We start from the raw sequence: 21,685 nt of genomic DNA, 5'->3' as shown, positions 1-21,685 counted from the left end.
GGATCGGATCATGACCCCCCTGCCGCTCTTCTATTCCAGCATCGCCGTGCTCGACCGCGACACGCACCGCCAGTCCCGGCTGGCGCCGACCGCGGCGCCCTATGCCTTCGCCGCCCGCAGCCATGTGCTGCCGGCGCTGATGGCGGAATTCGCAGCCGGTTGCCGCGACATGCCGATCCTGTTCCTCGAGGAGCAGGACAGCGTCTCGCCCCTGTTCATGGTCGGGATGCGCTCGGGTGAAAACGGGCTCGTCGATGCGGACGGCCGCTGGCGCGGCCTGCACGCGCCGGCCTATCTGCGGCGCTACCCCTTCATCGGCGGGGAGGTGTCGGCGCAGCAGCAGATCGTCTGCATCGATGGCGGGTTCGCCGGGCTGCAGGAGAGCGAGGGCGAGCGGCTGTTCACGGAGGAGGGAGAGCCGACCGAGGCGCTGCAGCGCGTCGTCGCTTTCGTGGCCGAATATGCCGAAGCGGCCAAGGCCACGGCGGCTTTCACGGCCGCGCTCAAGGCGCTCGACCTGTTCCAGACGATCACCGTCGAAATCCGCTCGCCGGATGGCTCAAGCTCGAGCTTTTCAGGCTTTTCCGCGATCAGCGAGGAACGCCTCAACGCGCAGCCGGACGAAACCCTGCTCGACCTGAAGCACAAGGGCTATCTCGCGCCGATCTATGCGCATCTGATCAGCTTGGCCAACTTCGCCCTCCTCGGCGAGCGCGCGGTGCCGCGCGCCTGAGACAGCCACAGCCGCGCCTGCCAGGCGCGGGCGGCGCCGCAGCGGTCCTGTCAGGCCAGGATCTGCTCTGCGGTGCGGCGATGATGGGCGATCTGCCCGGCGGCCCAGGTCTCGAACTCCCACAGGAAATCCGGCGCGACCGCGACGGCGCGGCCGCCGGGATCGACCCGGAAGCAGCCGCGGCGCTCGGCCTCGCGAAAGAGGTTGCCGATATGCTGGCGCGAAACGCGAAAGCGCTCCGCCAGCCCGCCATAGGAGAGCAGGATCGGGTCTCCGGCCCCGGTGCTCGCCGTGTAATGCGCGCCGAGCACGGCTGACAGGACCGGATAGCCGCAATCCTGCTCCGTGAACCGCACGATGTTCGCAAAGGGCGAGAAGTAGAGATCCTGCTCCACGAAGAGGTCGTAGGACCGGCCGAGCCAGTCGGCCAGCGCGACCTCGTCCTCGCTCAGCCGGGTGGCGAGCGGCCGGGGCGCCGGCGCCAGCCGTTCCGACGCCGCGAGGAAGGCCAGCGGCGAACGGCCGATCTCGCGCAGGAGCGCCATCGCCGGCTTCAGCCGCACCGCGCGCCGATCGCATGCGGCACGACTGGCGACGACATAGCCGCCGAGCTTCAGCGCCGCGACGAGGGCGGCGATCTGCCGGGCGCTGGCGGGGGCCGCGCGCTGCAGCGCGGACAGTGTCGGCAGTGCGCCCCCGTTGCGGCGCCAGAGCGCGTCCTGGCCGATCAGGGCGAAGGAGACGAGATAGCGCAGCTTCTGGCCGAAGAACTTGTCTGCGGGCCAGGCCATCTCCGGCGGCTGCATCATCGCGAGGCAGTAGTCCCGCACCACCTCCCGAAAGGCGGGTCCGCCGATCAGCGCCGCCGCATCGGTCCAGACCGGTGCCTGGAGATGGGCCTGGATGGCCGGATGCAGCGGGCCGGGCCGGCTTGTCGGCTCGCAGACATCACTCATCGCGACATACCTGCAAAGTTTGGACTTTGCCGCCCGGTGCCGAGACCGGAGTAATGCGCTGTCTCAGCCGACCGACTCAAACGACAGATCATCTGCAATGCGCCTCTTTGCTAGTACCAGCCTCAACTCGATACTGACCAAGGGGCCTGAAACTGGCAAGAAGAGACTCTGTTCTGCAGAATACATCAAATTTGACCGGATTTATTTCATTCTCTTCTCGGCGTTGGCCGTGTCATGCTCCGGTCTGGCCCCCGCCCAGGCCCAGAGCAACGGCAATGTCGGCGGCCTCGGCGAGGTTTCCACCGACAACCCCTATCCCTTCAGCACGCTGACCTTCATCGGCACCGCCGGCCATATCCGCGCGCTGGACGACGTCGTGCTGGGGAGCCGGGTCATGACCGAGGACGGTTCCGTGGCGCGCCTCTCGGCCGTCGCGGGGCGAACGCTGTCGGTGTCCTTCGGGGACCTCGGGCGTGATGCGATCCTCTATTTCGGCTCGACCAGCGATACCGGGAATATCACCGTGACCAGCTGGAACGGGGTGGGCGGCCTGCGCGGGCAGGTGATCATCGAGGGCGGCAATGTCGTCGCCGGCGGCCCCAACACGTTCGGGATCGATGATTTCGGGAACTCGATCGACCTGTTCACGATCAATGCCGGCGCGACGCTCCAGTTCGGGGCTTTCGATGCGGTGATCAGGCGCCTCGAAGGCAGCGGCGAAATCGGCAGCGCCTCCGCGTCGCTGTCCATCCGCGGCGGCACCTTCTCGACCGGCATCACCGGCCCGTCGCGCCTGATCTTCTCGGGCGACACCGTCTGGACCGGCGTCGGCGCCAGCATCGGCACGCTCGAGGTCCGGCCCGGCGGGACGCTCACCACGAATAATCCCGCCGTCGTCGAGACGGCGACGAACCTTCAGGTCGACGGGACCTACAGGCTCAACTCCGCCCTGGCCGTGAACGGGCTGAGCGGCGGCGGGGTGATCGCGCTGGGGCTGGGATCACGCCTCACCGCCGGCTCGCAGAACGCCAGTTCGACCTTCGACGGCGAGATCTCCGGCAGCGGCGGCGGGCTCACCAAGGAGGGTACGGGCACGCTGACGCTGGCCGGCGTCAGCACTTATACCGGGGCGACGATCGTCAATGGCGGCACCCTGAGGATGGGCACCGCCAATGCACTGCCCGCCGCGACCGCGGTCACCGTCAACGGCGGCGCCTGGTCGCTGTCCAATTTCAGCCAGAGCGTCGCCAGCCTGGCCGGAACGGCGGGCGGGAGCGTCTCGCTCGGCTTCGCCATGCTGACGCTCGGGGGCAGCGGGAATGCAAGCTTCGCCGGCACCATCACCGGGACCGGCGGGCTGACGAAGACCGGCGCGAACAGCCAGGACCTGACCGGGGCCAGCTCCTATTCCGGCCCAACCAATGTCTCGGGCGGTCTGCTGCGGATCGGCCCCGGGGGAACGCTGCCCAACTCGCGCGCGATCACCATCTCGGGCGGAGCGGGCTTCGAGGCGGTCAACCCCAACGCGCTGTCGCCGTTGGCGGTCGTGACCCTCAGCGGGGCCAATTCGCGCCTTCTCGTCACGGGAGACCAGAGCATCGGCGCGCTCGCCGGGTCTGCGGATACCCGGGTGACGTTCGGCACCGGGCGCCGGCTGACCGTCGGCGGCAGCAATGGCGACAGCCAGTTCGCCGGCGATCTCGGGCCGGACGGGAATGGCAGCCTGACCAAGACCGGCACCGGCGCGCTCACGCTTTCGGGCGTGAACGGCTATGCCGGCGCGACCACGGTCAATGGCGGCACGCTCGTGGTGAACGGCTCGATCGCCAACTCCTCCGGCGTCGCGCTCAATGCGGGCGCCACGCTCGGCGGCTCGGGCACGGTTCCCTCGGTCACCGTGGCCGGCGGCACGCTGTCGCCTGGCAATTCGCCGGGGACGCTGACGATCGACGGCGACCTGACGCTCGATGCGGCCTCGACCTATCGCGCCGAGCTGCAGGGCCCGCTCGCCGACCGGATCGTGGTGACGGGAACCGCCGCTCTGGCGGGCCGGCTGCAGCTCGTGCCGCTCGGCGGCAGCTACAGCTTCAACAGCCCCTACACGCTGCTCTCGGCCGCGGGCGGGCGCAGCGGCACCTTCAGCACGGTGGATGCCACAGGCAGCTTCGGCGACGGCGTCACCTCGACGGTGAGCTATACAACCCAGGACGTGCAACTGACGCTGACGCCGCGCCCGCTCGTGCCGATCGTCACCGACCCGACGTCGCCCGGTGCGGGCGCGCCCGATCCCTCGACCCCGGGCTCGGGAGATCCGGGCACAGCGCCACCAGCGGGCTCGCTGACACCGCCAGCCGGCGCGACGGGATCGCCCAATGCGCTCGCCGTCGCCACGGCGATCGACCGTGTGGTGGCCGATGGCGCCGACCCCTCGGCGCTGTTTCCGCTCTACAACCTGCCGGCGGCGGCGATCCCGGCGGCGGTGAACCAGCTCTCAGGCGAGGTCCATGCCGCCACGCCCGCGATCGGCCACCGCCTGTCCGGCCAGTTCCTGGCCACCATGCTCGACAGCGGCCTGGCCGGGCGCCTCTCTCCCGGTACCCCGGGACCGGGGTTCGCCAGCTTCAGCTCCGGATCGGTTGCGGTGAGCGATGCGCCGCTCGCTCCGGGCCGGCTCGCCCCGCCGTCCTATGCGCTCTGGGGATCGGCCTCCGGCGGCGCCGGCCGCAGCGAGGGCTCGGCCCGGCTCGGCACGGCGCGCCGCGATCTCGACGAGGCCCACATGGCGGCCGGCCTCGACATCAGGCTTGGCGCCAACAGCCTCGCCGGCCTTGCCGTGGCGGGCGGCAAGGCGCGGGCTTCTCTGGCGGGCGGGCTCGGCCGGGTCGAGAGCGACGTCGTGCAGGCGGGCCTCTACGGCATGACGCAGCTCGGCGCGCTCGATCTCTCGGCGGCGGCCGCCTTTGCCCGGATCGACACCGACGTCTCGCGCAGCATCCCGGTGCTCGGCGGCGGGCTGGTCTCGTCCTATGCCAGCACGGCGTGGAGCGGCCGGCTGCAGGCGCGTTTGCCTGTCCTCGTGGGTTCCGGCTTCACCGTCTCGCCACTGGCAGCGCTGCAGGCGGTGGCGGTGCGGACCCCCACCTTCGTCGAGCGCCCCGCTTTCGGCAGCCAGGCCGCGGCGCTGGCGGTCGCCGGGCGCAGCGACATCGCCAGCCGCTCTGAACTGGGTCTGGAAGTGGAGGCGCAAGCCGTCGTCGGAGGCGTGCCGGTGCGGGGCCATCTCCGCGCGGCCTGGGCGCATTACCACCGGCGCGACGCGCAGATCACGGCGAGCCTCTCCGCCCTGCCGGGCTCCGCCTTCGTCACGCGCGGCGCGCGACCCGACGCCGACAGCGCGCTGCTTGCCGCGGGGCTCGACGCCGCGATCTCGGATCGTGTCAGCCTCGGTCTGCGCGGCGACGCCGAAGTGTCGGTCAGGACGCGCCGCTATGGCGGCTCCGCCCAAATCCGCTGGAGCTTCTGAGCGGGACGAAAGCCGCGGCTGTCGACGGCCACCCTGCTTCGCCAGGGCGGCGACGCCCCGCACGGCCCTCCGGCCTGCCCAAATTCCATTCACACGACCGAAATTGTATCCATCTTGAGCCACGCCCGACCCCGATCGCGTCTGCGGCGAGGCGGTGCGCCGCCACCCGGTCGCGACCAGTGTAACGCTGCCCAGAACGACTGTGCAGGGCTGCCATGACGCGAACGGGCGACCTCACCCCATCCCGCGCCGCCTGCCGGCAGGATTTCTGGATGCAATCTATCGCGACCCCCAGCGCCAACCTCTGTCAGATCGCGTTTTTGGCCCACATCTCCCGCGGCCCCCTCTATTATTGGATACAATTTATTGGCCTTGGCACGCGCATTGCACAGCCCGGATCAAGCCGCATCGCGGCTCGCCCATCCCGTCCGGAGGTTTCGCATGCGGTTCCCGGCTTCCATCCCAACACCCCGTTCCCGCCTGACCTGCCGCGTGTCGGCGGCTCTCGCCGCGCTCGCCATCGGCGCCACGCTGACGCTGGCGCCATCCGCCCCGGCACTCGCCCAGGAAAAGGTCCTTCGCGTCGCGATGACCGCCGGCGACATTCCCGACTGGACCGGCCATCCCGATCAGGGCGCGGAAGGCCAGCGTTTCGTCGGCTTCTCGCTCTATGACAGCTTCCTGAACTGGGACCTGACGCGCTCGGACCGCGAGGCGGTGCCGACGGCGGGGCTGGCCTCGAAATGGTATCCCGATCCCACCAACACCAAGCGCTGGATCTTCGAGCTGCGGCGCGACGTGAAGTTCCACGATGGCTGCCCCTGGAATGCCGAGGCCGCGCTCTGGAACATCGCGCGCATCACCGACGACAAGGTGCCGCAGTTCAATCCCGTCCATTTCGCGCGCAACCGCTCGCGCACGGTCAACGTCGCCGGCGCCGTCAAGATCGACGACTACACCATCGCCGTCGACACCAAGGTCCCGGAATCGGTCTTCCCCTACAACATGGCCGTCTGGTTCGTGATCTCGAAATGCGCGCTGGAGAAGGCGGGCTACGACTACAAGGTCTATGCGCAGTCGCCGCAGGGGTCGGGCCCCTACAAGTTCGGCTCGGTCGTGCCCCGCGAGCGGCTCGAGCTCGTGCGCAACCCCGATTACTGGAACCCGGCCCGCACGCCCAAGCATGACCGCATGGTGCTGATCCCGATGCCGGAGGCGACGACGCGGGCGGCGGCTCTGCTCTCGGGCCAGGTCGATTTCATCGAGGCGCCGTCGCCCGATACGCTACCGCGACTGAAGGCGGCGGGCATGCGTGTGACGACGCTGACCTATCCGCACAACTGGCATTACCAGTTCAATTTCCAGCGCGGCGCCTTCAAGGACATCAAGGTCCGCCAGGCGGCCAACCATGCGATGGACCGCAAGGAGATGGTCGAGATGCTCGGCGGCATCGCCGAGGCAAGCGAGGCCCTGTTCACCCCCTACCAGGCGATCTACGGCAAGCCGAAGACCTACCCCTACGACCCGAAGAAGGCGACGGCCCTGCTCAAGGAGGCCGGCTGCTACCCCTGCGCCATCACGGTCGGCATCTCGACCTCCGGCTCGGGCCAGATGCAGCCGCTGCCGATGAACGAGCTGGTCAAGGCGCAGCTCGAAGCGGTCGGCTTCCGGGTCAAGTTCGAGGTGCTCGACTGGAACGCCCTGCTCGACCTGTTCTTCAAGGGCTGGGAGCGCGCGCCGACCTATGACGCGATCAATATCTCGCTCGGCTCGGTCGACCCCGTCTCCGGCATGATCAGCCATTTCTCGACCGCGAGGCGCGCGCCCGGCGGGCTGAACTGGGGCTGGTTCGACAACAAGGAGTTCGACGAGCTGGCGGTGCAGGCGATGAACACCTTCGAGCCGGAGAAGTCGCTCGCCATGTTCACCCGGCTGCACGAGATCGTCAGCGAGCAGGCCGGGCGGCTCTTCATCGTCCACGACCTGAATCCGCGGGCGATGTCGCCGAAGGTGAAGGGTTTCGTGCCGGCCCAGAGCTGGATGCAGGACTTCGTGACGATCAGCCTCGACTGAGCGTCACCGGCGCGGGGGCGGTTTCCTCCCCGGCCCGCCCCCGCCGCCACCCTTTGCTCGATCCCGCCGCCCGCCACCGTCCGTCAGGAGGCCCGTGCCATGTCCGCTCCGCTGCATTTCATGACCGTCGCAGACCTTGCCAAAGGGATCGCTGCCAAGACCGTCTCCCCGGTCGAGCTGACGAAGGCGCTGATCGCCCGCGTCGCCGCGCTCGACGGGATGACCCATGCCTTCATCGAAGTGACCGCCGATCTTGCCCTCGCCCAGGCCAAGAAGGCCGAGGACGAGGTGATGGCCGGGATCAGCCGTGGGCCGCTGCATGGCGTGCCGGTCGGGCTGAAGGACATCATCGACCTCAAGGGCGTGCGCACCACCGCCCATTCGCACCAGCTCATCGACAATTGGGCGACCGACGACGCCTTCGTCACCCAGAAGCTGAAGGCGGCGGGCGCTGTCATCCTCGGCAAGCTGGCAACCCATGAATTCGCCATGGGCGGCCCCTCCTTCGACCTGCCCTTCCCGCCGGCGCGCAACCCCTGGAACCTCGCGCATTTCACCGGCGGCTCCTCCTCAGGCTCGGGCGCCGCGGTGGCGGCCGGCTATGTGCCGGCGGCGCTCGGCACCGATACGGGCGGCTCGATCCGCCTGCCGGCGGCGTTCTGCGGCCTCGTCGGGATGAAGCCGACCTATGGGCTGGTCTCGCGGCGCGGCGTGCTGCCGCTGTCGCAGAGCCTCGACCACATCGGCCCGATGACCTGGACGGTCCAGGACAACGCCCTCCTCATGAAGGTTCTCGCCGGGCATGACCGGCTCGACCCCGCGAGCGCCGACCGGCCCGACCCCATGCCCGAGGCGCTGCTGGGCGCCGGCGTGAAGGGTCTGCGCGTCGGCTATCTGCCCTCGCTCGGGGCGCAGGCGGAGGCCACGGACGAGGTGCAAGGCGCGGTCGCCGGGGTGGCCACGACGCTGGCGGATCTCGGCGCTACGGTCGAGGAGGTGACGCTGCCGCCGCTGGCCGATTTCGCCGCCTGCGGGATGATGATCCTGCTCTCGGAAGCCTTCGCCATCCATGAGCCCAACATCCAGGCGAGGCCCGAGCTCTATGGCGAGATCCTGCGCGACCGGCTGCTGCTGGCCGGGCTGATCGACGCCAGCGACTATGTCCAGGCGTTGCGGATGCGGACGGAACTGGTCGCGGCTGTCGCCAAGACGATGGCGCGCTTCGACATCGTCGTCTCCGCGGCCACCGCGACGCCCGCCCCGGTGATCACCGAAATCCCGAAATTCGGCCTGTTCAGCAAGCCGCCGCTGACCATCCCCTTCAACGTCACCGGCATGCCCTCGCTGACGATGTGCTGCGGCTTCTCGGCCTCCGGCCTGCCGCTCTCGGTCCAGATCGCCGGCCATGCCTTTGGCGAGGCGACGATCTACCGCGCCGCCCAGGCCTATGAGGCCGCGACCGCCTGGCGCGCGCGCCGGCCTGCCCTGGAGGCCGCGGCGCCGATGAGCCTCGCCGCCGAATAGCCGCCGCTCGCCTTTTCATCCTCGCCCCGGAGGCCGCCATGACCGACACGCCCGCCACGCCGATCCCGATCGAGGCCAAGCTCGCCGAATACGGCCTGAGGGTCGGCCCGGAGACGCTGGAGTCCCTGAAGGGCTCCGTCGCCGATCTGGAAACCGCCGCCCGGAACATCCGGGTCAAGCGCAGCTACCTGCAGGAGCCCATCCACGCGCTCCGGCTCTGGACCAAGTGAGGGCCGCCATGACCGCGCTGCACAATTTGACCATCGCCGAGGCCGCTCCGCTGCTGAAGGCGAAGAAACTCTCCCCGGTCGAACTGACCGCGTCCTATCTCTCCCGGATCGAGGCCTTTGACGGGCAGCTCAACGCCTATATCCGCGTGCTGCCCGAGCAGGCGATGGCGGCCGCGCGCAAGGCCGAGGGCGAGATCATGAAGGGTGCTTACAAGGGCCCGCTGCATGGCGTGCCGATCGGGCTGAAGGACATCTACAACACCAAGGGCATCCCCACGACCGGCCATTCCGCCCTCTACAAGGACCATGTGCCCGAGGCGGATGCGACGACGACGCGGCTCCTGGCGGAGGCGGGCACCATCCTCCTCGGCAAGCTCTCGACCTGGGAGTTTGCGATCGGCGGCACCTCCTTCGACCTGCCCTGGCCGCCGGCGAAGAACCCGTGGAACCTCGCCCATGATCCGGCGGGCTCCTCCTCCGGCTCGGGCGCCGCGATCGCGGCCGGGCTCGCCATGGGCTCGATGGGCACCGACACCGGCGGCTCGATCCGCGGGCCGGCGGCCTGGTGCGGGATTTCCGGCCTGAAGCCGACCTATGGTCTGGTCAGCCGCCGGGGCATCCTGCCGCTCTCCTTCAGCCTCGACCATGGCGGGCCGATGTGCTGGACCAGCGAGGATTGCGCGCTGATGATGGAGGTGCTGGCGCAGCACGACCCGCTCGACCCCGGCAGCGCCGACGTCGCCAAACCCGACTTCGCCGGTTCCGTGCAGAAAGATGTAAAGGGGCTGCGCATCGGCGTGGTCCGGCATTTCTTCGAGAGCGACGCCGAGATCGACCCCGAGATCAAGGCCGGCATCGAGGCGGCGCTGGTGACCTTCCGGGAGTTGGGCTGCGAGGTGATGGACGTCACGCTGTCACCGCTCTCGGCATATGGCGACGTCGCCGCCCTGATCTCGCGCTCGGAGGCCTTCGCCTTCCATGAGGAGACGCTGAAGGCGACGCCTGAGCTTTATGGCGAGCTTGCCCGCCAGCGCATCATGATGGGCGCCTTCATCCGCGCCTGCGACTATGTCAACGCGCTGCGCGAGCGCGGCCGGCTGATCGCCGAGATCGCGACCGTGTTCGAGAGCGTCGACGTGCTGATCTGTCCGACCATGCCGGGCGTGGCGCCCAAGCTCGGCGACCTCGGCAACATGATGTCGCGCTCCCGGCCCTCCTTCACCCGCGTCTTCAACCTGACCGGCTCGCCGGCGCTGTCGGTTTGTTCGGGTTTCTCGGCGGCGGGGCTGCCCCTGAATATGCAGATCGTCGGGCGGCCCTTCCAGGACGATCTCGTGCTGCGCGTCGGCAGCGCCTTCGAGAAGGCCACGGCCTTCCGCGATCTGCGCCCGGCGCAATGGGCGCAGCAGGCGCTCGCCGCCGAGTGACGGCCCCGCATTCCCCTCTCCCGGAGACGATCATGAGCGAGACCATCTCGACCGAAGCCTTCCAGGTGCTGCTCGACCGGGCCGGCATCAGCGTCAGCCCTGCGAACATGGAGGAAATGCGCAGCGCCTACATGATGCTGCAGGCGATGCGCGAGCGCGTACGCCAGCCGCGCGGCTATGATGCCGAGCCCGCGCATATCTTCGCGCCGGCGGGTCGCTGAGATGGTCAGCGATCCCACGCTGCTCACCATCCGCGAGGCCTCGACGCTGATCGCAAAGCGCAAGCTCTCGCCGGTCGAGCTGACCAAGGCCTGCATCGCTCGAACCGAGGCGCTCGACGCCAGCTTGAGCACCTATGTCGCCTTCACGCCGGAGCTGGCGCTGGAAGCGGCCGAGGCGGCCGAAGTCGAGATCGGGACAAGCGGGCCGCGCGGCCCGATGCACGGTATTCCGGTCGGGCTGAAGGACATCTACGATACGGCTGGCGTGGCCACGACGGGGCATTCCAACCTGCTGAAGCGCCGCGTGCCGACCGAGGACGCCTTCACGGTTACGAAGCTGCGCGCGAGCGGCGCGGTCATCACCGGCAAGCTCGGCACCTTCGAATTCGCAATCGGCGGGCCCTCCTTCGACCTGTTCACGCCGCCCGCGCGCAACCCCTGGGATCCGGCCCGGACCACGGGGGGCTCCTCATCCGGCTCGGGCGCGGCGGTCGCTGCCGGCATGGTGCTGGGCGCGACCGGCTCGGACACCGGCGGCTCGATCCGCAGTCCGTCCTCGCTGTGCGGGTTGGCGGGCATCAAGCCGACCTATGGGCTGCTCTCGCGAAGGGGCATCCTCCCGCTGTCGCAATCGCTCGACCATGCCGGGCCGATGTGCTGGACGGTCGAGGATGCGGCGCTGATGCTGCAGGCGATGGCGGGCCATGACCCGCTCGATCCGGCCTGCGCCGATGTGGCGGTGCCGGACTTCACCGAAAAGCTCGACGAGACGGTGAAGGGCAAGACCATCGGCGTGATCCGTCATTTCCACGAGACCGACCATCAGGCGGCGCCGCCCGTGCTGGCGGCGATCGAGCAGGCGATCGCGGTCTACAAGTCGCTCGGCTGCGTGATCAAGGAGGTGAGGCTGCCGCCGCTGATGGATTTCGCCGCGGTGGGGCTGATCATCATGTCGTCGGAAGCCTTCGCGATCCACCAGGCGGATCTGCGGGCGACGCCGGAACTCTATGGCGAGATCGCGCGCGACCGGATCAGCATGGGCGGGCTTTTGACAGGCGCCGACTATGTCCAGGCGCTGCGGCGCCGGCAGGAGCTCTGCGCCGCCGTCGCCGAGGCGATGATCGGCGTCGACGTGCTGCTGACGGCCGGCTCGCCTTTCCCGGCGCAGGCGATCGACAAGGTGCCGAAATGGCTGATGTACCAGAAGCCCTCGATCACCATGCCCTTCAACGTTACGGGCCTCCCGGCGCTGGCGCTCTGCGCCGGCTATGAGGCGGGAACGGGCCTGCCGGTCGCGATCCAGCTCGCCGGGCACCCCTTCGCCGAGACGACTGTGTTCCAGCTCGGCCACGCCTATGAGCAGGCGACTCAGTGGCGTGTGACGCGGCCCGCCCTGCTCGCCGCCTGACTCTTGGTCGGGCGGCCCGTCGGGGCCGCCCGTCTCCCTCACGCAAGCCGCAGAGGAACCTGCTGAGCCATGGTCGAGGCCCGCAACACCGTCCAGGCCGGCATCCTTTGGATGATCCTGAGTACGGCCTTCCTGGCGGGCGGCAATTCGCTGGTCCGGCAGATCGCGACCGAGCTGCATCCGTTCCAGATCAGCTTCCTGACCAATCTGATCATGCTCGTGTTCGTCTGGCCGCAGCTGAGGGGCGGCACGCCACTGCCGGACCGGCGCGAGAAGCGCAGGCTCTATGCGATCATGACCGCGGTCGGCTGCGTCTCGAACCTGACCTGGTTCTATGCGCTTGCCCATGTGCCGCTGGCCAAGGCCACCGCAATGACCTTCGCCGCCCCGATCATCGTGACGGCGCTAGCCGGCGTGCTGCTCGGCGAAACCGTCTCGCGCAGCCGCTGGGCGGCGGTGATGGTCGGCTTCGTCGGCGTGATGGTGATCTCACGGCCGGGCTTCGTCGCGCTCGACGCCGGGACCATCGCGCTGATGATCTCGACCCTTTCGATGGCGTCGAGCTACCTGATCTCGAAGCGGCTGACGCAGATCGAGAGCACCAGCCGCATCGTCGCCGTCACCACCCTGATCCCCGTGGTCACCGGGCTGATCCCCGCCGTGCTCTACTGGCGGACGCCGTCCTTCGACATCATGCTGTTCCTGGTGGTGATGGCGGTGGCGATGTTCGTCGGCCGGCTGACGCTGTTCCTGGCACTGCGCAATGCGCCGGCCTCGACGGTCATGCCCTTCGACTTCGCCCGCCTGCCCTTCATCGCGCTGTTTGCCTGGCTCGCCTACCAGGAGATTCCCGATCGCTGGGCGCTGGTCGGCGCCGCGATCGTGATGGGCGCGACCGTCTTCATCTTCCAGGACGAGCACCGCAAGCGTCGCCAGGTTCCGCTTTAGCCGGAGCCCGGCCCCTCGCCGCCCGCAGGCCTGCGGGCATTCGACCCGCGCCACAGGAGAACCGCCAGCCATGCCGACACCGATCGCATCCGAAGCCGAGATGAGCGCCTTCCTGGCGCGGGCCGGCTTCACCCTGACGCCCGAGCAGGTCGCCGAATATGCCGAGGCCTATGGCTACATCGTCGAGATGTCGGCCCGGATCCGGGGCGAGCGCAGCTACATGGCCGAGCCGGCCCATATCTTCAGCTTCCCGACCGAGGAGAGCGCCCGATGAGCACGGACATCCTGACCATCAGCGAGGCCGCCGCCCTGATCAAGGCCGGCAAGCTGTCCCCGGTCGAGCTGACCGAGATGTGCCTTTCCCGCGTCAAGGCCTTCGAGCCGGAGCTGCACGCGTTCGTCACCCTGACCGAGGATCGCGCCCGGGCCGACGCGAAGAAGGCCGAAGCGCAAATCAAGGCCTCGGGGCCGACATCGCCGCTGCACGGCATCCCGATCGGCCTCAAGGACATCATCGACACCAAGGGGATCCTGACGACCTGCCAGTCCGCCCACAACATCGGCAATATCCCCGACACCGACGCGACCTGCGCCGCAGCGCTCGATGCTGCCGGCACCGTGCTGATGGGCAAGCTGACCACGCATGAATTCGCCGATGGTGGCCCCTCCTTCGACCTGCCCTGGCCGCCCTCGCGCAATCCCTGGAACACGCAGCGTTTCACGGCGGGCTCCTCGAGCGGTACAGGCGCTGCGGTCGCGGCCGGCCTCGTGCTCGGCGGCCTCGGCACCGATACGGGTGGCTCGATCCGCGGCCCTGCGGCGCTCTGCGGCATCGTCGGCCTCAAGCCGACCTATGGGCTGGTCAGCCGCGCCGGCGTCGCGCCGGCGGCCTATTCGCTCGACCATATCGGCCCGATGGCCTGGACGACGGAGGATTGCGCGCTGATGCTGCAGGCGCTCGCCGGCCATGATCCCGCCGATCCCGCCAGCGCGAACAGGGCGGTGCCCGACTACACCGCCGGCCTCGGCAAGGGGGCCAAGGGGCTGAAAGTGGGTGTGCTCAGCCGCTGGCACGAGACCGACCGGCCGGTGGCGCCTGCGGTCAAGGCCGGCATCGACGCCGCGATCGCCGCCTATGACAGCCTCGGCGCGGAGATCGTCGAGATCAAGCTCTCGGCCATGCACGAGTACAATGCGGCCGGCTTTTTCATCTCGACGGTCGAGCGCGGCGCGGCCTATGAGCGGATGATGCTGAAAAATCCGGAGAAGTTCGGGCAGCGCTATCGCGACCGCCTCGTCTTCGCCGCGCTCTGCACCGGCATGGACTATGTCCAGGCACTGCGGCGCCGGCGCGAGCTGATCGCGGAAATGGCGGCGGCGATGGCTGGCGTCGATGTGCTGCTCACCGCCGGCAACCCCGACGAGGCTCCGCCGATCGACCAGGTGCCGCGCTGGGACAATCTCGACAAGCCGAACTTCACCATGGCCTTCAACCTGACCGGGATGCCGGCGATCTGCGTGCCCGCGGGCTTCGGCCCCAATGGCCTGCCGATCTCGATCCAGCTGGCGGCACGGCCTTTCGCGGAGGCGATGCTGCTGCGGGCGGCCCATGCCTTCGAGCAGGCCACGGCCTGGCGCGATCGCCGCCCGGATATGCTGGGACTGGCGAAGGCCGCCTGAGGAAGGTCCGCTCTACGGCACGGCCTCCGGGCCGTGCCGTTCGCCTGCAATCAGGCTGCGCGGGCCTTGGCGGCCGCGACGGGCTTGCGTGTATCCATCTTGCGCCAATGCTCGATGATGCGCTGGCCCGAGCGATAGACGTGTTCGGAGGCGATGCTCTCGGCGCGGACGACCTGTCCGCCGGTGATGGCGGCGAAGATCTGGCAATGATCGTCATGGGCGCGCGCCAGGGTCCCGAGATCGAACCAGCGGAATTTGAGCTGGTTCAGCAGCGGGATCGCACGCGACTTGCGCAGCATCATCGCCAGATGGGAGTTGCCGGAGGCCTCGATCAGCGTGTTGTGGAAGCGGTCGTTGAGATCGCGCCAGACATCTGAGACCTCGTCGTTCCAATCCTCGACATTCTGCAGTTCCTCGCTCTCCGTCAGCACCTTATGGAGCAGGCCGCGATGGAGGTCGGAAAGGCCCTGCTGCGCGACGAGGCGCGCACCCAGCCCCTCGAGATTGGCGCGCACGACATAGATCCCCTCGATATCCTTGGCGGCGAAGGATTTGACCGCATAGCCGCTGTTGGGGCGGTATTCGAGCAAGCCTTCGGCCGCGAGGGTCGAGAGCGCGGCGCGGATCGGGGTCCGCGACACCGCCAGGCTGTCTGCCAGGTCGACCTCGTTCAGGCGCGTGCCACCGGCGTATTCGCCCCCGAGCAAGGCTTCCCTGAGCTTGTTCGTGACCGAGACGCCGCGGGTCGCCATGATGTGCCATCCTGTTGCTAGTAGGCCGATGAAGCGGTGGGCTTCTCCGGGGTTCGACATGACCATGCGTGCAGCAGAATCATATCGATCGTGTACAGTCCGCAGGCGATTAGTGGCAGTTCTGCCGCAAGTCAACGAGCAAGCGCGGGCCTTGACGACAAAGTGTGCATGATCGGGGGCGCTTGAACCAACTGTATGCAATCGATCGTGGCCGAGGCGTCTACTCGGCCGGCATGCCGGCGCGCCGCTCAGCCTGCCCAGCCTCGCGGCGCCCCAGACGGGCGATCACGGCGTAGACGGGTGCGGCGGCCACCATCACCACGAAGATGCGGATGATGTGGTGGGCGGCGACGAAGGCGACCTCGGCATGGACGGCGAGCGCGATCAGGCTCATTTCCGCCAAGCCCCCGGGCGAATAGGCCAGGATCAGCGTCATGGCGCGAAACCCGGTCAGCCAGGACACCAGGGCGGCACAGGCGGCGGTCCAGAACAGCAGGATCGCGGTCGATCCCAGGGAAAGCAGGATAATGTGCCCGACGGTGCGCGGCGCCGTTCCCGCGAAGCGGCAGCCGATGACGACGCCGAGGATCAACTGGGCGGCGTTGACGATCTCGAAGGGCGGCTTGAAGTCGCTCCAGCCCGCGAGATGGACGGCGGCGCTGACCAGCATCGGCCCGAGCAGATATCTCGCGGGCAGGTTCAGCATATGGCCGATGAGACAGCCGGCAAGGCCGCAGCCGAGGAGCCAGAGTTCGGCGGTGGCGGGGGTCGAGAGGATCGAGACCGCGCCGGCCATCCGGTTCAGCGAGACGCCCTCGAGCCATTGGATGGCGAAGGGCAGGGTCATGACGATGAGCAGGATCCGGACCGAATGGACTAGCGCGATGACCTGGCCGTCGCCGCCGCGCTCCTCGCCAATGCTGATCATCTCGACCAGCCCGCCCGGCATGCCGGCGAAATAGGCGGTGGTGCGGTCATAGCCGCCGATGGCCCGGAAATACCAGACAACCGAGCCGCCGCACAGCGCGATGAAGGCGACGAGCCCGAGCGTCGCCGGCCACCATTGCGGGATGCGCGCCATGAGATCGGGGCTGAAGGCCGCACCCAGCATGACGCCGATCACCATCGTCATGGGCGGGCGGATCACCGGCGGCGCGGCCACCGGCAGGCGCAGCAGCGCCGCGAGCGTGCAGAACACCATCGGGCCCATCATCCAGGGCAAGGGCAGCGACAGCCGCTGGAACAGCAGGCCGCCCGCCACACCGAGCGCCAGCGCCAGGGCGAAGCGGGGATAGGGGAAGCGGGAGGGTCGCATGGCGGCAAAGCCGGCCCGGACGTCCCGCATCCAGGCTGCGACGGGGGATGTCAGGAGCTTCATGGCGCTTCTTCGAGCCTGACCGGGGCGGGCACGGGCTTGGGGGCCAGATAGACCAGCGCGCTCGCAGCGATCACGATCGCCGAGCCGCCGAGGACCAGCAGGGTCGGCACGTCGCCAAACCAGACGAAACCCACGATCAGGGCCCAGAGCATCTTGGTGTAGGAGAGCGGCGCGATCGTCGCCACCGGCGTGTGGAACAGGGCGCGGGTGGTAAGGTACTGGCAGGCGCCCGAGGCCAGGCCGTTGCCGATTAGCAGCGCCCATTGCGCCGGCGTCGGCTGGACCCAGTTGAAGGGCAGGCTCGGCAGGACGAGCAGCGCCGACCCGGCCAGGGTCCAGAAGGCGATCGCAAGCGAGGTCTCGTTGCGCGAGAGGCTGCGCTGCTGGATCAGCGAGAGCGCGCTGAAGACCGTGCCGATGACTGACATGGTCAGGCCGAACAGGCTGCCGCCACCCGTCGGCTTGATCATCAACAGGACGCCGCCCAAGCCCAGCAGGAGGGCGATCCAGCCCAGCCGCGTCACCTTCTCGCCGAGCAGCGGCGCCGAGAGCAGCAGGACGAGCACCGGCTGCAGGAAGGAGATCGCGGTCGCGTCGGCGAGGGGCATGTGGCGATAGGCCACGAAGATGAAGAGCAGCACGGCGGTGAACTGAACCGCCTGCAGCGCCATGCCGGGACGGTTGTGGACCTTCAGCGCGGCAAAGCCCCCGAGCCCGCGCGCCATCAGCAGCAGGGTAACGAGCGCGAAGCCGTTGCGGAAGAAGACGATCTGGTTGACCGCGAAGGTCTCGGCCAGCGCCTTGACGACACCGTTCAGGATCGAGAACAGCGCCAACCCGACGAGCATCATCACGACGCCGCGTCGCGCGTCGCGCTCCTCCCCCGCCGGCGCCTTCAGGATCACGGTCATCGTCAATAGGTCAGGAAGATGCGTTCGATCTCGGCCGGCTCGGCGCTGATCGTCAGCGCCAGCGCGAGAAGCAGCCGCGCCTTCTGCGGCGTGAGATTGTCGGTGATCAGGAAGCCGGCGTCGCGCAGGCGCTTGCCTTTGAAGGTGCGGCCCGAGCCGGCGCGGGTCGATTGCATCACGACGATGCCAGCCGCCACGGCCTCCTTGAGCACCTCGAAATCGGCCGGGCCGGCGAAGCCCGGCGCGAAGCCGGCCGAGATGATGCCCTTGGCGCCGGCCGCGACGAAGGCACGGGCCGCCGTGCCGTCCGAGCCGGTATAGGCCAGCACGATATCGACGCGCGGCAGGGCGTCGAGGCTGCGGATGTCGAACTCCGTGTCTGGCGCCGCCTTCCGCAGCGGCTTGCGGTAGAACACGACGGCATCGCCATCGGCATGGCCGAGCACGCCGAAATCAGGCGAGCGGAAGGTCTGCAGCCGGAAGGTCGAGGTCTTCGTGACGTCGCGGGCGGCGTGGATCTCGTCGTTCAGCAGGACGAGAACGCCGAGCCCGCGCGCCTGCTGGCAAGCCGCGGTGCGGATCGCATTGGCGAGGTTCATCCCCGCATCGGTCGACAGCGCGCTCGCCGGGCGCTGCGAGCCGACGACGACGACAGGCACCGACACCTTCACCGTCAGGCTGAGGAAATAGGCCGTCTCCTCCAGCGAGGCGGTGCCGTGGAGGATGACGATGCCGGCGAGGTCGGGATGCTCGGCGACCAGCCGGTCGCAGGTCAGGACGAGCGCCTTCCAGTCCTCGAAGAAGATATTGGGGCTCGGCACCGCCTTGAACGGAACGGCGATGATCTCGGCAAGCTGGGCGACGTCGGGAAACATCGCGACCAGCGCGTCGGCATGGAGCATCTTCTCATTGGCGCCGTAGTCGAGGATGTCGAAGGGGCCGGTGCCGATGGAACAGATCGTGCCGCCGGTCCCAATGACCGCGACCTTGGGCAAAACAGGCATATCTCTCTCTGGGTGTCGGGCGCGCGCGCCGGGTTACTCGGCCGCCTCGCGGAAGCGGGCGTTTGTCTCAAGACAGCCGATCAGCATCTGCGTGTCCATGATGTCGCCGAAGGTGAGGTAGAAGGCGATCAGCGAGGCGTTGTGCTCGGCATCGGAATTGGCGGCATTACCGTCGGTGACCATGATCGTCCTGAAGTTCAGCATCATGGCGTCACGGGCGGTCGATTCGCAGCAGACATTGGTCACCGTGCCGGTGATGATCAGCGTGTCGTAGCCCTGTGCGCGCAGCCGCACCTCGAGATCGGACGAGCCCTGGATGAAGGCGCTGAAACGCGTCTTCTGAACGATCTCGTCCTCCGGACTGACCTCGAGATCGGCCCAAAGCTCGTGGCCGAGCTTGCCTTCCGACATGGATTCGACGCGGGCTCCGCGCCGCTCCGGCCGCGTCAGATCCTCGTGGAAATGCGACCAGGAGGTCAGGCAGGCCTCGTCATGGGTGTTCTTGATCCAGAACACCTTGCCGCCGGTCCGGCGCACGGCGTCGGCGATCCGGTTGACGTTGGGCACGATCTCGCGGGCCGTGTTGCAGAGCGCATGGGCGACGCCCGGCATCATGAAGCCATTCTGGAGATCGACCACGATCAGCGCCGTGCGGGCGGGATCGAGATCGGCATAGACATGCTCGACGCCGCGACGGGCGACGACATGCTCCGTGACATAGGCGGGAATCTCGACCTTGTGCATGGCGGGCTCTCTCGTGCGAGGGGTCAGGAGGACAGGGCGGGCGCGCCGACCTTGAAGCAGCAGACGGTCCGGTCGGGCGCGGGCGAGGTTTCCGGCGGGCTCGCCGCGCGGCAGGCCTCGTCGGCGAATTTGCAGCGCGGCGCGAAGGCGCAGCCCGGCGGCAGGCGGCGCATGTCCGGCGGCGAGCCAGGGATCGCCTCGATGTCGACGCCGCGCGCGCTGCCATGGACGGAGGAGGCGAGCATGCCGCGGGTATAGGGATGCTGCGGGTTCATCAGCACGTCGCGCACCGGGCCGGATTCGACGACGCGGCCGGCATACATCACCGCGACACGGTCGGCGATCTGGGCGGCGACGCCGAGATCATGGGTGACGAAGATCACGCTCATGCCCATGTCGCGCTGGAGCTTGCGCAGCAGCACCAGCACCTGGATCTGCACGGTCGCGTCGAGCGCCGTCGTCGGCTCGTCGGCCAGCAGGAGCTGCGGCCGGCAGGACAGTGCCATCGCGATCATCGCGCGCTGGCGCAGTCCGCCGGAGAGCTCGTGCGGATAGGCCTTCAGGCGCCGCTCCGGCGAGGGCACCTTGACGAATTCGAGCAGTTCCAGCCCGCGCTTAAGCCCGTCGGCATAGGAGCAGCCCTCGTGCTTGACCACGGTCTCGGCGATCTGGTGGCCGATCGTGTAGACGGGGTCGAGCGCCGTCATCGGCTCCTGGAAGATCATCGAGATGGTGGAGCCGCGTATCTGGGTCAGCTCCTTGTCGCTGAGCGCCATGATGTCGTGATCGCCGACGCGCATCTTGCCGCCGATCCTGGCCCGGCCCTTGGGCAGGAGCCGCATCAAGGCGCGCATCGTCACGGATTTGCCGGAGCCGGATTCGCCGATGATGCAGAGCACCTCGCCCGGCTGGATCGAGAAGGAGACGCCGTTCACGGCCGAGACCGTCGCCTCGCGGCTGACGAATTTGACCGAGAGATCCTCGACCTCGACCAGCGGGCGGACCGCGGCGAGGGCAACGGGGCCGGGAACGGCGGATGGCGCTAGGGCTGTCGTCATCGGTTTCTCCTCACGCGGTGGCGGCCAGGGCGGCGGCGCCGACCTTCGGCCTGGGCACCAGCACCGGCGCCTTGCCGGCGAGGCTGTGGCCAGAGCCCGGGTTCTGGACGTGGCAGGCGGCGACATGGAGGTCGGCCGCGACGGCGCCCTCGAGCCGGGGCGAGGTTTCCGCGCAGACGCTTTCCGCCATCGGGCAGCGGGTGCGGAAGCGGCAGCCGGAGGGCGGGTTGATCGGGTTGGGCGGATCGCCGGTCAGCGGCGCCTCATGGACGCGCTCGGCGGGATCGAAGGAGAGCCGCGAGGCCAGCAGCGCGCGGGTGTAGGGGTGCTTGGGATGCTCGTAGATCGCATCCACCGGCCCGATCTCGACGATCTCGCCGAGATACATCACCAGCACGCGGTCGGAGATGTACTGCACCACGTCGAGATCGTGGCTGATGAAGACATAGGTCAGGTTGAAGTGGCGCTTGAGCTGGCGCAGCAGGTTCAGCACCTGCGCCTCGACCGATTTGTCGAGCGCCGAGACAGCCTCGTCGAGGATGAGCAGCCGCGGCTCGAGCGCGAGCGCCCGGGCGATGTTGACGCGCTGCTTCTGGCCGCCGGAGAGCTCGTGCGGATAGCGCTGGGCGAAGAGATCGGGCTTGAGCCCGACCTTGGTCAGGAGTTCGCGGGCGATCTCCTTGGCCTTGGCGGGGGGAATGCCATGGACGCGTGGGCCGTAGGCGATCGATTCCTCGACCGGGAGGCGCGGGTTGAGCGAGGAGTAGCTGTCCTGGAACACCATCTGCATGGCGCGCCGGAACTCCTTCATGGTCAGGCCGCGGACGCCGCCGATCGACTCGCCGTCGAACAGAACCTCGCCCTGGTCATAGGGAATGAGGTGCATCAACAGCCGCGCCAGGGTGGACTTGCCGCAGCCGGACTCGCCGACGACGCCGAGCGTCTCGCCCTTGAGCACGGTGAAGGAGACGCCGTCGACGGCCCTCACATGCCCCTGCGTGCGGTTGAGCATTCCTCCCTTGATCGCGAAATGCTTCTTCAGATCGGAGACGATCAGCATCGGCTGCGAGGGGCCGCCGCGATCGCGGAGGTCTCCCTCGGGCACGGTCGCGAGC

The 21,685-nt window shown here is 68.6% G+C and carries 19 protein-coding genes; 11 read left to right on the top strand and 8 right to left on the bottom strand.

Annotated features, from left to right (window positions below; translation table 11 throughout):
* Positions 1-10: 10 nt before the first annotated feature.
* Positions 11-733, top strand: coding sequence for a SapC family protein (locus Q8S38_RS11095; protein WP_305680471.1), 723 nt, complete (start codon positions 11-13; stop codon positions 731-733).
* Positions 734-783: 50 nt separating this feature from the next.
* Here the strand turns inward: Q8S38_RS11095 and Q8S38_RS11090 are convergent, their stop codons facing one another.
* Positions 784-1,689, bottom strand: a complete 906-nt coding sequence (locus Q8S38_RS11090; protein ID WP_305680470.1) for a MarR family transcriptional regulator — start codon at positions 1,687-1,689, stop codon at positions 784-786.
* Between the two features lie 229 nt (positions 1,690-1,918).
* Here Q8S38_RS11090 and Q8S38_RS11085 point away from each other — a divergent pair, with 229 nt between their 5' ends.
* From Q8S38_RS11085 to Q8S38_RS11040, 10 genes are all read left to right on the top strand, one after another.
* Positions 1,919-5,212 carry an autotransporter domain-containing protein gene (locus Q8S38_RS11085; RefSeq protein ID WP_305680469.1) on the top strand — a complete coding sequence of 1,098 codons (3,294 nt, stop codon included), beginning with the start codon at positions 1,919-1,921 and terminating at the stop codon, positions 5,210-5,212.
* Positions 5,213-5,704: 492 nt separating this feature from the next.
* Positions 5,705-7,285 (top strand): ABC transporter substrate-binding protein, encoded by a 1,581-nt coding sequence (locus Q8S38_RS11080; protein ID WP_305680468.1) that lies wholly within the window; start codon positions 5,705-5,707, stop codon positions 7,283-7,285.
* Between the two features lie 99 nt (positions 7,286-7,384).
* Positions 7,385-8,809, top strand: a complete 1,425-nt coding sequence (locus tag Q8S38_RS11075; RefSeq protein ID WP_305680467.1) for an amidase — start codon at positions 7,385-7,387, stop codon at positions 8,807-8,809.
* Between the two features lie 38 nt (positions 8,810-8,847).
* Complete coding sequence (locus Q8S38_RS11070; RefSeq protein ID WP_305680466.1) at positions 8,848-9,039, top strand: hypothetical protein; 192 nt, start codon at positions 8,848-8,850, stop codon at positions 9,037-9,039.
* Positions 9,040-9,047: 8 nt separating this feature from the next.
* The gene (locus Q8S38_RS11065; protein WP_305680465.1) at positions 9,048-10,466 is read left to right on the top strand and encodes an amidase; all 1,419 of its coding nucleotides are present in this window, start codon (positions 9,048-9,050) and stop codon (positions 10,464-10,466) included.
* Positions 10,467-10,498: 32 nt separating this feature from the next.
* Positions 10,499-10,687 carry a hypothetical protein gene (locus Q8S38_RS11060; RefSeq protein ID WP_305680464.1) on the top strand — a complete coding sequence of 63 codons (189 nt, stop codon included), beginning with the start codon at positions 10,499-10,501 and terminating at the stop codon, positions 10,685-10,687.
* 1 nt (position 10,688) lies between these two features.
* Positions 10,689-12,095, top strand: a complete 1,407-nt coding sequence (locus Q8S38_RS11055; protein ID WP_305680463.1) for an amidase — start codon at positions 10,689-10,691, stop codon at positions 12,093-12,095.
* Between the two features lie 69 nt (positions 12,096-12,164).
* Complete coding sequence (locus Q8S38_RS11050) at positions 12,165-13,043, top strand: DMT family transporter (RefSeq protein WP_305680462.1); 879 nt, start codon at positions 12,165-12,167, stop codon at positions 13,041-13,043.
* Between the two features lie 70 nt (positions 13,044-13,113).
* Positions 13,114-13,317, top strand: a complete 204-nt coding sequence (locus Q8S38_RS11045; RefSeq protein WP_291821539.1) for a hypothetical protein — start codon at positions 13,114-13,116, stop codon at positions 13,315-13,317.
* Positions 13,314-14,723 carry an amidase gene (locus Q8S38_RS11040; protein WP_305680461.1) on the top strand — a complete coding sequence of 470 codons (1,410 nt, stop codon included), beginning with the start codon at positions 13,314-13,316 and terminating at the stop codon, positions 14,721-14,723. The genes Q8S38_RS11045 and Q8S38_RS11040 overlap by 4 nt, the downstream gene beginning before the upstream one ends.
* 50 nt (positions 14,724-14,773) lie before the next feature.
* On the opposite strand, the gene Q8S38_RS11035 is transcribed toward Q8S38_RS11040, so the two are convergent.
* The 7 genes from Q8S38_RS11035 to Q8S38_RS11005 form a co-directional block, all read right to left on the bottom strand.
* Positions 14,774-15,475, bottom strand: coding sequence for a GntR family transcriptional regulator (locus Q8S38_RS11035; RefSeq protein WP_305680460.1), 702 nt, complete (start codon positions 15,473-15,475; stop codon positions 14,774-14,776).
* 220 nt (positions 15,476-15,695) lie between these two features.
* On the bottom strand, positions 15,696-16,853 hold the full coding sequence (locus tag Q8S38_RS11030) for an AbrB family transcriptional regulator (protein WP_305680459.1): 1,158 nt from the start codon (positions 16,851-16,853) through the stop codon (positions 15,696-15,698).
* Positions 16,850-17,764 (bottom strand): DMT family transporter, encoded by a 915-nt coding sequence (locus Q8S38_RS11025; protein ID WP_305680458.1) that lies wholly within the window; start codon positions 17,762-17,764, stop codon positions 16,850-16,852. The genes Q8S38_RS11030 and Q8S38_RS11025 overlap by 4 nt, the downstream gene beginning before the upstream one ends.
* A 2-nt stretch (positions 17,765-17,766) precedes the next feature.
* Positions 17,767-18,768, bottom strand: a complete 1,002-nt coding sequence (locus Q8S38_RS11020; RefSeq protein WP_305680457.1) for an asparaginase — start codon at positions 18,766-18,768, stop codon at positions 17,767-17,769.
* 33 nt (positions 18,769-18,801) lie between these two features.
* Positions 18,802-19,512 carry an isochorismatase family protein gene (locus Q8S38_RS11015; protein WP_305680456.1) on the bottom strand — a complete coding sequence of 237 codons (711 nt, stop codon included), beginning with the start codon at positions 19,510-19,512 and terminating at the stop codon, positions 18,802-18,804.
* 23 nt (positions 19,513-19,535) lie between these two features.
* A complete protein-coding gene (locus Q8S38_RS11010; RefSeq protein ID WP_305680455.1) occupies positions 19,536-20,570 on the bottom strand; it encodes an ABC transporter ATP-binding protein in 1,035 nt (344 codons plus the stop codon).
* Positions 20,571-20,580: 10 nt separating this feature from the next.
* Positions 20,581-21,630, bottom strand: coding sequence for an ABC transporter ATP-binding protein (locus tag Q8S38_RS11005; RefSeq protein ID WP_305680516.1), 1,050 nt, complete (start codon positions 21,628-21,630; stop codon positions 20,581-20,583).
* Between the last annotated feature and the right edge of the window lie 55 nt (positions 21,631-21,685).

Origin of the sequence: Allobosea sp., assembly GCF_030695125.1 — a bacterium.
Classification (GTDB): Bacteria; Pseudomonadota; Alphaproteobacteria; order Rhizobiales; family Beijerinckiaceae; genus Allobosea.
Note: the sequence above shows the minus strand (reverse complement) of the source record. Positions and strands in the feature narration are given on the sequence as shown.

Bases quoted from the DNA above. Each gene is read 5' to 3' on its own strand.
- Q8S38_RS11095 (WP_305680471.1), top strand. From the start codon at position 11: ATGACCCCCCTGCCGCTCTTCTATTCCAGCATCGCCGTGCTCGACCGC.
- Q8S38_RS11090 (WP_305680470.1), bottom strand. From the start codon at position 1,689: ATGAGTGATGTCTGCGAGCCGACAAGCCGGCCCGGCCCGCTGCATCCG.
- Q8S38_RS11075 (WP_305680467.1), top strand. From the start codon at position 7,385: ATGTCCGCTCCGCTGCATTTCATGACCGTCGCAGACCTTGCCAAAGGG.
- Q8S38_RS11070 (WP_305680466.1), top strand. From the start codon at position 8,848: ATGACCGACACGCCCGCCACGCCGATCCCGATCGAGGCCAAGCTCGCC.
- Q8S38_RS11065 (WP_305680465.1), top strand. From the start codon at position 9,048: ATGACCGCGCTGCACAATTTGACCATCGCCGAGGCCGCTCCGCTGCTG.
- Q8S38_RS11060 (WP_305680464.1), top strand. From the start codon at position 10,499: ATGAGCGAGACCATCTCGACCGAAGCCTTCCAGGTGCTGCTCGACCGG.
- Q8S38_RS11055 (WP_305680463.1), top strand. From the start codon at position 10,689: ATGGTCAGCGATCCCACGCTGCTCACCATCCGCGAGGCCTCGACGCTG.
- Q8S38_RS11050 (WP_305680462.1), top strand. From the start codon at position 12,165: ATGGTCGAGGCCCGCAACACCGTCCAGGCCGGCATCCTTTGGATGATC.
- Q8S38_RS11045 (WP_291821539.1), top strand. From the start codon at position 13,114: ATGCCGACACCGATCGCATCCGAAGCCGAGATGAGCGCCTTCCTGGCG.
- Q8S38_RS11040 (WP_305680461.1), top strand. From the start codon at position 13,314: ATGAGCACGGACATCCTGACCATCAGCGAGGCCGCCGCCCTGATCAAG.
- Q8S38_RS11035 (WP_305680460.1), bottom strand. From the start codon at position 15,475: ATGGCGACCCGCGGCGTCTCGGTCACGAACAAGCTCAGGGAAGCCTTG.
- Q8S38_RS11030 (WP_305680459.1), bottom strand. From the start codon at position 16,853: ATGAAGCTCCTGACATCCCCCGTCGCAGCCTGGATGCGGGACGTCCGG.
- Q8S38_RS11025 (WP_305680458.1), bottom strand. From the start codon at position 17,764: ATGACCGTGATCCTGAAGGCGCCGGCGGGGGAGGAGCGCGACGCGCGA.
- Q8S38_RS11020 (WP_305680457.1), bottom strand. From the start codon at position 18,768: ATGCCTGTTTTGCCCAAGGTCGCGGTCATTGGGACCGGCGGCACGATC.
- Q8S38_RS11015 (WP_305680456.1), bottom strand. From the start codon at position 19,512: ATGCACAAGGTCGAGATTCCCGCCTATGTCACGGAGCATGTCGTCGCC.
- Q8S38_RS11010 (WP_305680455.1), bottom strand. From the start codon at position 20,570: ATGACGACAGCCCTAGCGCCATCCGCCGTTCCCGGCCCCGTTGCCCTC.
- Q8S38_RS11005 (WP_305680516.1), bottom strand. From the start codon at position 21,630: ATGCTGATCGTCTCCGATCTGAAGAAGCATTTCGCGATCAAGGGAGGA.